Here is a 10,499-nt window from a genome sequence, read left to right as displayed (position 1 = left end):
GGTCGGTGGTCAGCAACGGTCCTGGTAGAATCAATCAAGCGTTCAGTGTTCGTTCTTCAACCTGGCCAAAATCGCAGCTTCGGGCCGACTGGGCCTATCAGGGCCAGTCGGCGGGCTATTATTCGGGCGGCGCCATGTGGTCGCGCTTTCCGCAGAAGAACATCCAGCCCTTCAACATCCAGCTGCCGCACGCACGCGCCGGCTGCGGCGGCATCGACCTGTTTGCCGGCTCGTTCTCGTTCATCAACACCGCCGAGTTGGTCGCGATGCTCAAAGCCACGGCCAACAATGCGCTCGGCTTCGCCTTCAAGCTCGCGATCGACACGATCTCGCCCGAGATCGGCAAGGTCATGGATGAGCTTGCCCAGAAGGTGCAGCAGATGAACCAGATGAACATTTCGAGCTGCGAGACCGCGCAGGCGCTGGTCGGCGGGCTCTGGCCGACCTCGGACACCGCCTCGTCGGTCATCTGCGAGGCAATCGCCAACAGCCAGGGTGCGGTCGCCGACTGGGCGCGGGCGCGCCAGCAGTGCAACAATGGCGGGCAGCGCGAGGCCCTGAAGAGCGCGAATTCCGATCCCGACATGAAGGAACAGGCCGGGATGCCCAACAATTACACCTGGGAAGCGCTCGGCAAGAAGTACGGCGGTTTCGACACCCAGTTCCGCGAGTTCCTGATGACGCTGGTCGGGACCGTGATCTACGATCCCAACGGCAGTGGCGGCAAACCGCGGGTCCAGTTCATCGGCCCGGCGGACTCCGCGCTGATCAGCGCCATGCTCGACGGCACTTCGGCCGCGCCGCACAAGGTCTGGTCCTGCGGATCGGACACGGCCAAGTGCATGGCTCCCACCGAGACCTCGCTGGTGATCGGACCCAATGTGGCTTTGAAGGCCAAGGTCCGCGCGCTGATCGAAAGCATGGCCCTCAAGGTCCGCGATCCCGGCGCTTCACTCACCCCGGCCGAAGTCCAGCTGCTCGGCATGGCAAGCGTTCCCGTCTACAAAATCATCACCGTGAGCGCGGCGGCCGAGTTCGGCATCTCCGTCCAGGAGATCAACGACCTTTCCGAAATCGTCGCAGTCGACCTCGTCACCACCATGACCATGCGCTTCATCGACATGGCGGTGAACGCGCGCTCGGACTTCAACGGGGCGGACGCCGATAGTTTGCGCGAATGGCGCGAGGGACTTTACGAGACCCGGCGCAACTTCCTCGGCCTCGCGGCGCGCACCTCGGCACGCTTCGACCAGACCTTCGCGCTGATCCAGCGCACGCAGATGCTCGAAAAGACGCTGCGCAGCCAGCTTTCCCCGCAGATGTCGGCGGCGCTGCGCTTCTCGCGCACTCTGAGCAGCCAAGTCCAGTAGGGGCGGTAACCGCACGATGCTCGAGGTCTTCACAGTCGGCGGCGGCGAGTACCTCGTCAATACCTTCAACGCCATCGCTGCCTGGACCGGTTCGGGCGGGTTCAAGTCGGTGATCCGCGTCGTGATGGTGATGGGGTTGATCTACGCGCTCCTCGTCACCGCCATGGACCTCGACTGGCGCGCCTGGTTTCGCTGGTTCATTCAGTCTACGCTGATCTACCTCGTGCTCATGGTGCCGACGGTCACCGTCAAGGTCACCGACCGCGTCAATCCGGGGCTTGCCCCCGCCACGGTGGCCAATGTGCCGATCGGGCTCGGCGTCATGGCCTCATTCACCAGCCAGGTGAGCGACTATTTTACCCGCACGGCCGAGACGGTCTTCGTCATGCCCGCCGCTCTCAATTACTCGAATGGCGGCTTCGTCTACGGCGCGCGGATGTGGGACAAGGTGCGCGGCTTCGAGATCCGCAATCCCGTCTTCAAGGCGAACCTCGACGGTTACCTCAAGCAATGCGCCTATTACGACATCCTCTTGGGCACAAAGAGTCTGAAGCTGCTCAGCGAATCTACCGATCTCTGGGCCGACCTTGGGGCCAATGCCGCGACCAACCGCGGCATGAAGTACCTGACCGATACCGGCGCCGGCTCGGTAGACATCGAGGGCAAGACCTGTGCCGAGGCCTGGACGCTGATCGACGGGCAGTGGGAAGCCGAGATCAATGCCTATGCGCTGCCCTTTGCCCACACCATGTACCCCAAGCTCAGCCAGGCCGCCGCCGGGGCCAAGCTTGCCACCGACGTGCCGGTGATTTCGCAGCTGCTCACCGGCGCCGCCATGCCGCGCAACCAGTTCCTCAAGCAGAAGAGCGTGGTCGATGCCTTCGAGGCCGCCCAGCTCGACTTCGGCAATGCCGACAGCGATTCCTTCGCGCTCCAGCGCGCCGATGCCCAGACCCGCAACGCTATGACCACCACGGCCGAGCAGGGGCTGATCTGGATTCCGGTGCTGAACGTCGTGCTGACGGTCGTGTTCTACGCGCTCTTCCCGATCATCTTCCCACTGCTGCTGTTCCCGAAAAGCGGCATCGCGACGCTCAAGGGCTACTTCGCCGGCTTCTTCTACCTCGCCGCCTGGGGACCGATCTACGTCCTCATCCACATGTTCATCATGGACCGGCTGACCGCACAGACCAATGCGGCGGCGGCGGGCGGGATTGCGCTCGCCAACTGGGCGGGAATCGACGCGGTCAACCAGGACATCGCGACGATGGCCGGGTTCCTGATGATGTCGGTCCCGGTGCTCGCGCTCATGGTCATGCGCGGCACCATGTCGGTCGCCTCGAACATGGGCTCGATGCTCAGCGCGCCGCAAGGGGCAGCCGATGCTGCCGCGCTCGAGCGGACTACCGGCAACTACACATTCGGCGATGTCAGCCATGGTAACTTCAACGCCAACAACCGCCAGATGGCGCAGTGGAACCAGGCCCCCAATCTGGCCTTGGGTGCAAGCCACATGGGCCTCAGAAGCGACGATGGCGCCATGACCCATGCCTATGGCAGCGGCGCGCGGGTGTTCGACACCAGTGGAGCAATCTCGCAGTTGCCGTTCAAGGCTTCGATGACGCGCGGCTATGCCAGCGATTTGCGAAATCAGGGCCAGTGGTACCTCAATGAGGCCGACCGGATCGAGAACGGCACCTCGGCGAGTTGGAGCAGCACACGCGGAACCTTTGGAAGCGCGGTCAGCGCCAGCAGCCAGGTGACCGGAAGCCGCAGCGAACGCGGGTCACGCGCGTCCGACACCCACAATGTCGGCGGCAATGTCATGGTCGAAGGCTCGGCCGGCAAGTCGACGCGCGAGGTGACCAACGACGATCTGATCCTGCGGCAGGGGAACAGCCGTTCGAGCGGGAATTTCGATCAAAGGGCGTTTGGCGGCTCACTCACAGGTTCGGCTAACGGAACCGTCGGGACTCCAGGCAAGGATCTGGCAGGCAGCGGCGTTTCCGCAGGGCTTGGCACCTCGATCTACGGTAGAAGGGAATGGGGGGACGACGCCAGAACGAGTTCGGAACGATCAGCAACGAAGCAGGTCACCCGCGGCACTGACAAGTCCGAGGATGTCAGCAGCCGCGTCGTCGTCAGCGGCAACAGCGGCGACGTGCAATCTTCGGGCACGTTCAGCCAGAGCTCCGACTACACCGATGCCAGCCAGAGCCGGACCAACAGCGAGGGCTCCGACTGGCGGGTCTCCGAAGCCCAGGAGCGCCGCGCCGCCGCCGCGCGCTACCGCGAGATCGGCAGCCGGATGATGAGCGAAGCGAGCTATGCCCAAAGCCACGGGTTCCAGATCTCGAGCGACATGTCGAACCTGATCCAGGATCGTTACGAGGCGCTGCAACGCGAGCACCCCGAGTGGCACCTGCCCGACATTGCCAATCCCCGCCTCGATTACCGCGACATGGCAAGGCGCGACCAGGCAATCAGCTACATCATGGATGACCTGCTGAGCGACCTCAGGAACCGCCGGATCGACGAACTGGGCGACGTCGTTGCAATCGCCGGGCAGGGCAAGCTTGGCAGCCATGCCGATCTCGGCATGCCGCAAGACGCAGCGCTTCCGCCTGCCGATCGCTCGCCGCCGCTCGTGGCCTCGTCCCTCGAAGGTGGAACGCTGCTTGCCGCCCCCGATGGCCCCGTCGATGGCGCCAAGCTGGCGAGGGAACTGGGCATGGGCGTCAAGGGTGGCGCGCGTCTCGGCCGGATAGACGGTGATCTCGTCCCGGCCATGGGCGTGGTGGCGGAGGAAGCAAGGGCGCTCGGGCTGCCGCGCCCGGTGGTAACTTCCGGGAATGACAGCAACCAGCATGCATCCGGCTCGGCGCACTACGACAACCGGGCTCTCGACTTCCGCGGGAACAACATCTCCGACCAGCAGGGGGAACAATGGGCGGAACGCGTGCGTGAACGCTTAGGCCCGAATTATGCGGTCGACTTCGAGAGGTTCCCCGACAACCCGGCGCGGGATCACCTGCACGTGGCCAGGCGGCGCGGATAGGGTCAGCCCAAGATACCGGACTGCACCGCGAACACGATCAGGAAGATTGCCATACCTCCGAGCACCGTAGGCAAAACGTATGGGTTGCCGATCTGGTCTGAGGCACCTGCCTGCGGAATCCTCGGCAACGGTAGACCAGTGACAGGGTCAGTGTTCGCTTGGCGGCAGGCTAGCGGCAAGCCATCCAGTCCGTAACGATTGTGGTCCATGGCGGGGCTCCTTGCGCTGGCAAGATCATATCCGGTTCTCGCCGGATTTTCAATGATCTGCCAGGAAAAGGGTATGCCCCCCGCACCCATACCGAACCTCGGCGCGAAGCGCCGATCGCCTCACCCCCATCGGCGGAGATGCGGACATTCGAACGGCTATTCTCCGCATGATGTGCGGCGAATAAAATACACTGATTTCTGTCGATCCAAGAGTGGGAACCTTGACAATGTAAGAATTATTCCTTACCCCAATCCCCGGTATGGAGAGCATCATGGCGATCTCACTCGAAGAAATCAGCACCATCACCGCCAAGGGTCAAACGACGATCCCCAAGGCTGTGCGTCAGGCGCTTGGCGTCGACTATGGCGGCCGCATTGCCTTTCGCGTGAGCGATGGGGGGGTTACCGTCTGCCGGGCCGACGACAACGAAGATCCGGCAATCGACAGCTTCCTGAACTTTCTGGCGGCCGATCTGAAGCGTCATCCCGAGGCCGTGAAGGCGCTTGGCCCCGAATTGGCAGCGCGCATCACGGCGCTCACCGCCGATGTTCCGGTCGATCTCGATGACGCGATCGATGGCGACGTCGCCCTTTGAAGAAGAAACCCATTCCTGAAGGGCTGACGGTCAACGGTTGGACGCTTTACGCTCATCCGCTTTTTCTCGAACAGCTTGAGAAGTTGACGCTCGCGGTTGAACGCGCCCGCGAGAAGGATCCGGGTGGATACGCGTCGACTGCCAATGCCAAACTTCTGACAGCACTCCGCAAACTGATGTTCGAGGTGATCTCCATCGATCCCGCTCGCCCCGAATTCCGCCAGGGCGGGACGCTGGGTCCGGCGCGCAAGCACTGGTTTCGGGCAAAGTTCGGAAATGGCCGCTTCCGCCTGTTCTTCCGCTATTCGACAGCCGCTAAGATCATCATCTTCGCTTGGGTCAACGACAGCGACACGCTGCGCACCTATGGCGCGAAGACCGATGCCTATGCCGTGTTCAAGTCCATGCTCGAGAAGGGCAACCCGCCCGAGGATTGGGAGGCTCTGCTGTGGGCAAGCCGGACACTTACGGAAAGCTGATCTGAGTGCCTCAGGCGCCGTCCTGTATCTCGACGTATTCGACCTCGATCCGGTCGACCTCGACGATGCGCCCGCGCACGCGGACGCGCCCCTTCAGCCCATTGGCAGTGGTTTCATCGACAAAATCCGAGCCGCCAGCACATCCCGTCATCGTCGCGCAGGATCGGTCCGCGCGCACCCGGTTCGATAGTGCCGTCGTGGAACCTGGAGGCGTGGGAGCGAGATGACATCATGGGCCTTGGCGCGTGCAGTCTTGCTGGAGGATACCGCCCGGAACACGGTCGGCGCCTGCGCTGATAGCCGATCGAGCAAACATTGCCCAGTGCCGGCTTGCGTGAATGATGGGCGCGGCCCGGTGGGAGGCGGCCCGGACCGCGCCTTCTGGTCAGGCCAGGATCGCTTCCTCGACGCAGTCGATGCAGTCGTGGTTGCGCTCCTGGCTGGCAGAACTGGGGCGAGGCGCTGCGGCCTTTTCAGGACAATCCTCGCAAGGCGGCGGCGCATCGGACGGGGCAGGGCGCTTCATCGCCTTGACCCGCGCCTTCAGCACTTCCACCGGTTCGCGCGTGGTCGCGCCAGCCTTCGTGCCCATTTCGGCCGACAGGGCATCAGCGACGCGCTGCAGTTCTTGCCTGCGCGCATCACCGAGCGAACCGGCGGGCTCGATCGCGGCCGTGTCATTGCTGGCCATTTGCGACGAAGCGAGGGCAGGCTGAGCACCAAGGGCAAGCAGCGACAGCGACAGGTAAATCTTCATGGGTGATCTCCTCTTTGGTTAGAAAAAGCCGGTCCGGCGGCCGTAGGAGAGGTCGCTGGTTGCAGAATCGCCGAGCGCCGACCGGCGCACGCTCAGGGTCACGCCGCGCCCGCGCACCGCGCGCAGATGCAGGTCGCGAACATCGATGCCGTTGCGCTCGGCCCAGTCCTGAGCGTCGCGTTCGTTGGCAAAGTCGCCGATTTCCTGATGGTCATAGGACATGGTTCTCGTCCTCCCTGGTTGTGGTTGATGCAGCTCGCGGTTGCGGGGCTGGGGCCGCGGGGCAAAGCGCAACGAAGGCTGCGGCGAGCGCCACGGCTGCCATGGCAGCAAGCGCCAGTCTCTCGACCTCGCGATCGGCGACAACACTGGCGAGCACCGCCAGCCAGACAAGTGCCGCCTGGCAGCCATCGAACAGGCGCGTGCGCCGCTCACGCGAAAACAAGGGCTGGGGCCTCACAGGTCCAGTCCCAGTGATTTTTCCGGGACGGGGAGCTGGCGCACCGCCGCCGCTGCGACCGGGCCAAGGACAACATCGAGCTTCGCCTTCAGTTCCGGGCTCATCCTGAGTTCGGGGAGCTGGCGAGGCTCGATCGGGTTCGCGGGCCTCGCGTCAACCTCGAGCCTGCCGACCGTCTCGAGCGCCGAGGTCTTGTTGCCCGGCGTCCGGTCGAGCTGGAACTTGAGCGCCTCGAGGTCGTTGGTCACGACCCGCATGTCGTCGGTCGCGCGGGTATTGAGCACGTTCTGGGTACGCTGGGTGGCGAGGTTGCGCTGCCGTGAAGAGATCACCTCGATTGCTTGGGCCTGGGTCATGCCCTGCGCCATGTGCGCGTTGAGCGCATAGCCCAGGTCAAGCCGCCGCAGCATGGGATCACTGGAGGGCAGGGTGAGCTGGCGCTTGTCGGCAAGCTCAAGCGTCACCGCGTGCCCAGTTGCCGAGACGACCGTCGCATAGGTCGACTTGGCGATGTCACGGGCGGCATCCTTTTCGCGCCAGAACACCGTCTCGCCGCCGTGGAGGGTAATGTCCTTGCGGTCGTAGAGCCCGATCCGGTCGAAACGGTGCTGCGGATCGATCCTGTCGGGGTCGATGACCTTGCGCTTGCCCTCGCGCTCCAGCGTCACTTTGCCATCGCGGCCGATCACCACCACGTCATATTCGCCGCGCCTCAGCCCCAGTTCGCGCACGTCCATCCGCGCTTCGAGCACCTGGCCGGGCCGGTAGGTCGAGGCAAAGCGCATCTCCTCACGGGTGGCGTTGGCGCTTTGCAGCGTAGAGAAGGGGACGCCAGGTCCGGTGAGGCTGCCCTCCTTGAGCAGGCCCTGCTGCACGAGGCCGTTGATCCGGGTGCGGTCGTCGCGGCCCGCCGTGAATATAGCTGTGCGCGCGCGCTCCTCTGGAGCAAGCGATAACCAGAGGTCTGCGGCTGCGGCAATATGATCGGCCTTGTCCTCGATCACCCGGCCGTGCGCCGCCAGGAGATCGAGCGCCAGACCGGCATGGCCTTCGTTCGACAGGCCAGCCACCGCGAGCAGCAGCGGCGAACCCTTCTGGCGGATGTTCTCATCCATCCTGACTGTCGCCTGCCCGGCGGCCTGGGATACCGCGAACATCTTGCCCTGCTCGATCGCCGAGAGCTGCTGGCGGTCGCCCATGAACGGAGCCTTGGCGAGCTCTAGCCGCTCGGCGATCATCGTCAGGCTCGCCATGTCGCGCGAGGAGACCATGGAACTTTCGTCGGTGATGATGACCGTGTTCTGGAGCGCGGTGCGCGCTGTCTCGAACCGTTCGCCCTGGCCTTGCGCGGCGGGCCCGGCATAGCGGTTGACGAAGCTGGCAATCGTCCAGGCTTCGATCCCGGCCTCGCGCATCTGCTCGGCAGTCATCGCGCCCGTGCCTCCACCGCGAAGGTCAGCAACCATCTTGTTCTGGAAGGCGAGGCCAACGAGCTTGACCCCTTCGGCGGCGAGCACCTTGTCGAGCGCGCCGAGGAGCGTCGACTTGCCCGCACCCGCGACACCCTGGATGTTGAGGAAGCGGTCCTTGCCCGACAGCACGGCAACGCCGGCGGCGAGCTGTCCGGCATTGAGCTGCCAGCCTTCGCTCCCGGCGCGCTCGATGAGGTCGCGCATCTGCGTCGTCTTGCCCGTTCCGGTCGAGCCGATCATCATCGCGTGGGCTTGCTCGGTCCGCCAGGGATAAGGCACGCCCGCAATGGTATAGGCGTGGTGGATACCGGCCGCCTTGCGCTCCATGAGCGGCATGGCGAGGACCTGCTCCAGCGACTTTCCCGGGAGCCGCTCGGCAACTTCAGCAATCAGCGCAGCGCGGTTGTGTTCGTGTATGGCCGCGGCGAGCGCAGGCGCGTCCACCAGCATGGCACCGCGCTGGTGCCGCTCTTCCAGAATGGCCTTTCCGCGCTTCCGCGAATAATCGACGAACCACACCGTGAGCGGCAGTGCGATAAACAACGAAATGAACAGCGAGCCGAGGACCGCACGCGTCAGCTTGTTCCAGGCGATCACCACATCGGGGTGCGAGGCCACCATCGAGATCGGCGCCGGGATCACTTCGCCCGATGGCACGGTGAGGTTGATCACCTTGCTCGGCGAGAACTCCATGAAGGCCCAACCGGCGGCATAGATCCGCATCAGGATCATCTCGATTTCGTGTTCGTGAAGCCGCAGCGCGAGGACCACCGAGAGCACGAACAGGAAGGTGAAGAACCAGACCAGGAAAGGGAGCCGCGCAGAGGCGAACCACATCAGGTATTCATGGGTGATGAGCTGCGATCCGCGGGTGAAGTTTCCAGCGTTGCGCGGTGTCGTGCCGCGCGCGGAATGGTGCAGCAGTTTGCCCGGGCGGGTCTGATCGGACCAGGCGTCAGGCCGCGCCATGGAGCGCCTCCATCCGGCGTTCGGCTTCGATCAGCAGTTCGTTATGAACGTCGGGATATTCGCGCTGGGCGATCAGGTCCGCGACGAGGAAAAGATATTCGGCTGAAAACTGTCGGCGCCGCTCAGCATCGCCAGCGCCAGCTAGCGTACCGAGATAGGTTTCGAGCGCGGCGCGCAGGATGATCGAAGTGTTGACCGATTGCGCTTCGGCGGCCTTGTCGAGCGCTTCGGCAAGCCGCCTTGGCAGGCGAACGGAGACGCGGGTTTCGTCTGTCATCATCTAGCCCTCTGCGAGGGCCCGATGGGAATTGCGCGACAACCTTTCTAGGCGATTGGACCGTGCTTGGCAAGTCAAGCGACATGAACTACAGGTGTGTGACGGTGTCAGACGCCTAAATGGCGCATTTGCGTTGTCCGCCACGATGTCGGACATATGTCATACGGCGGCAGACAAACGCATGCCCGCAAAACACCGACAGTTTTACTACGGTCAGGCCGTGTAGGGTGTGCCATCTATACCCCTGATGCAGCAACCTTCGTTTTGTGTGGGTTGAGGCGTTTCTAGTTTGTATAGGTAAGGGTATTCAAACTGGCATTGAGCGACGGACTTCTTCTGGATTTTACTTAGCGGCGGCTGATTATTTCTGACCAGATATGCGATGCAGGTCTTGCCAAAGTCGTGGCGGCTTGGAACGATGGGCACGGGAGGTTTCAGCGCCAACCCACGAGGTATCATCATGGCCAGGAAAGGAAGTCTCGAAGCAGAACGACAGGCGATCGCAAAGGAGCGGAGTGCACTGGAAGCGCGCGAAGCGAAGCTGCGGGAAAGCGAGCAGGTCGCCATGGCCGAACTGCTGAGGAAGTCAGCGCTCGGCAAGGCTCCGTTCGAGAGGGTTGAAGCATTCTTCGCCGCTCTTGGAAAGCTCGGCCTGGACGAAGCGGAGAAGCGCCTGCGGGCAAGCTGAAACCGGTCTCGGCAGAGACCAGCGCAGCCGGGGCTCGATGCCTCGGCTGCGCTTTATCTGGACACGCAAAAAAGATCCCATGGGCGCGGGCTGGCGCTGATTGAGGCAGACTGACCTTCCCGCTTTGTCGTGAAGGAGGTTGCCCGTGTCCATCTCGTCCCATG

12 protein-coding genes are annotated in these 10,499 nt (G+C 63.5%); 5 read left to right on the top strand and 7 right to left on the bottom strand.

Annotated features, from left to right (window positions below; translation table 11 throughout):
• Positions 1-5: 5 nt before the first annotated feature.
• Both FHS92_RS17830 and FHS92_RS17825 read left to right on the top strand, forming a co-directional pair.
• Positions 6-1,370: a conjugal transfer protein TraH gene (locus FHS92_RS17830; protein WP_343056765.1), complete on the top strand. Its 1,365-nt coding sequence runs from the start codon at positions 6-8 to the stop codon at positions 1,368-1,370.
• Positions 1,371-1,386: 16 nt separating this feature from the next.
• The gene (locus FHS92_RS17825) at positions 1,387-4,428 is read left to right on the top strand and encodes a conjugal transfer protein TraG N-terminal domain-containing protein (protein WP_184081924.1); all 3,042 of its coding nucleotides are present in this window, start codon (positions 1,387-1,389) and stop codon (positions 4,426-4,428) included.
• A 2-nt stretch (positions 4,429-4,430) separates the two neighbouring features.
• Here the strand turns inward: FHS92_RS17825 and FHS92_RS17820 are convergent, their stop codons facing one another.
• Complete coding sequence (locus FHS92_RS17820; RefSeq protein ID WP_065847131.1) at positions 4,431-4,637, bottom strand: hypothetical protein; 207 nt, start codon at positions 4,635-4,637, stop codon at positions 4,431-4,433.
• A 272-nt stretch (positions 4,638-4,909) separates the two neighbouring features.
• On the opposite strand from FHS92_RS17820, the gene FHS92_RS17815 reads away from it, so the two are divergent.
• Entirely contained in the window at positions 4,910-5,233 is a 324-nt protein-coding gene (locus FHS92_RS17815) for a type II toxin-antitoxin system PrlF family antitoxin (protein WP_037486419.1), read from the top strand.
• Positions 5,230-5,712, top strand: coding sequence for a type II toxin-antitoxin system YhaV family toxin (locus FHS92_RS17810; protein WP_425506267.1), 483 nt, complete (start codon positions 5,230-5,232; stop codon positions 5,710-5,712). The genes FHS92_RS17815 and FHS92_RS17810 overlap by 4 nt, the downstream gene beginning before the upstream one ends.
• A gap of 10 nt (positions 5,713-5,722) precedes the next feature.
• On the opposite strand, the gene FHS92_RS18480 is transcribed toward FHS92_RS17810, so the two are convergent.
• From FHS92_RS18480 to FHS92_RS17780, 6 genes are all read right to left on the bottom strand, one after another.
• Positions 5,723-5,863: a hypothetical protein gene (locus tag FHS92_RS18480; protein ID WP_246352104.1), complete on the bottom strand. Its 141-nt coding sequence runs from the start codon at positions 5,861-5,863 to the stop codon at positions 5,723-5,725.
• Positions 5,864-6,097: 234 nt separating this feature from the next.
• Positions 6,098-6,469, bottom strand: coding sequence for a hypothetical protein (locus tag FHS92_RS17800; RefSeq protein WP_184081923.1), 372 nt, complete (start codon positions 6,467-6,469; stop codon positions 6,098-6,100).
• A gap of 18 nt (positions 6,470-6,487) precedes the next feature.
• Positions 6,488-6,691, bottom strand: coding sequence for a hypothetical protein (locus tag FHS92_RS17795; RefSeq protein WP_037486428.1), 204 nt, complete (start codon positions 6,689-6,691; stop codon positions 6,488-6,490).
• Complete coding sequence (locus FHS92_RS17790; protein WP_184081922.1) at positions 6,681-6,929, bottom strand: hypothetical protein; 249 nt, start codon at positions 6,927-6,929, stop codon at positions 6,681-6,683. Before FHS92_RS17790 ends, FHS92_RS17795 begins: the two co-directional genes overlap by 11 nt.
• Complete coding sequence (locus FHS92_RS17785) at positions 6,926-9,370, bottom strand: AAA family ATPase (protein WP_184081921.1); 2,445 nt, start codon at positions 9,368-9,370, stop codon at positions 6,926-6,928. Before FHS92_RS17785 ends, FHS92_RS17790 begins: the two co-directional genes overlap by 4 nt.
• Positions 9,357-9,650 (bottom strand): ribbon-helix-helix protein, CopG family, encoded by a 294-nt coding sequence (locus FHS92_RS17780; RefSeq protein WP_230487973.1) that lies wholly within the window; start codon positions 9,648-9,650, stop codon positions 9,357-9,359. Before FHS92_RS17780 ends, FHS92_RS17785 begins: the two co-directional genes overlap by 14 nt.
• 457 nt (positions 9,651-10,107) lie before the next feature.
• On the opposite strand from FHS92_RS17780, the gene FHS92_RS17775 reads away from it, so the two are divergent.
• Positions 10,108-10,335 carry a hypothetical protein gene (locus FHS92_RS17775; RefSeq protein ID WP_007015868.1) on the top strand — a complete coding sequence of 76 codons (228 nt, stop codon included), beginning with the start codon at positions 10,108-10,110 and terminating at the stop codon, positions 10,333-10,335.
• Positions 10,336-10,499: the final 164 nt, after the last annotated feature.

This window comes from Sphingobium subterraneum (assembly GCF_014199435.1).
Lineage (GTDB): Bacteria > Pseudomonadota > Alphaproteobacteria > Sphingomonadales > Sphingomonadaceae > Sphingobium > Sphingobium subterraneum.
This window is presented reverse-complemented; position numbering and strand designations above follow the sequence as displayed.

Bases quoted from the DNA above. Each gene is read 5' to 3' on its own strand.
- FHS92_RS18480 (WP_246352104.1), bottom strand. From the start codon at position 5,863: ATGACGGGATGTGCTGGCGGCTCGGATTTTGTCGATGAAACCACTGCC.
- FHS92_RS17785 (WP_184081921.1), bottom strand. From the start codon at position 9,370: ATGGCGCGGCCTGACGCCTGGTCCGATCAGACCCGCCCGGGCAAACTG.
- FHS92_RS17825 (WP_184081924.1), top strand. From the start codon at position 1,387: ATGCTCGAGGTCTTCACAGTCGGCGGCGGCGAGTACCTCGTCAATACC.
- FHS92_RS17775 (WP_007015868.1), top strand. From the start codon at position 10,108: ATGGCCAGGAAAGGAAGTCTCGAAGCAGAACGACAGGCGATCGCAAAG.
- FHS92_RS17815 (WP_037486419.1), top strand. From the start codon at position 4,910: ATGGCGATCTCACTCGAAGAAATCAGCACCATCACCGCCAAGGGTCAA.
- FHS92_RS17800 (WP_184081923.1), bottom strand. From the start codon at position 6,469: ATGAAGATTTACCTGTCGCTGTCGCTGCTTGCCCTTGGTGCTCAGCCT.
- FHS92_RS17780 (WP_230487973.1), bottom strand. From the start codon at position 9,650: ATGATGACAGACGAAACCCGCGTCTCCGTTCGCCTGCCAAGGCGGCTT.
- FHS92_RS17795 (WP_037486428.1), bottom strand. From the start codon at position 6,691: ATGTCCTATGACCATCAGGAAATCGGCGACTTTGCCAACGAACGCGAC.
- FHS92_RS17820 (WP_065847131.1), bottom strand. From the start codon at position 4,637: ATGGACCACAATCGTTACGGACTGGATGGCTTGCCGCTAGCCTGCCGC.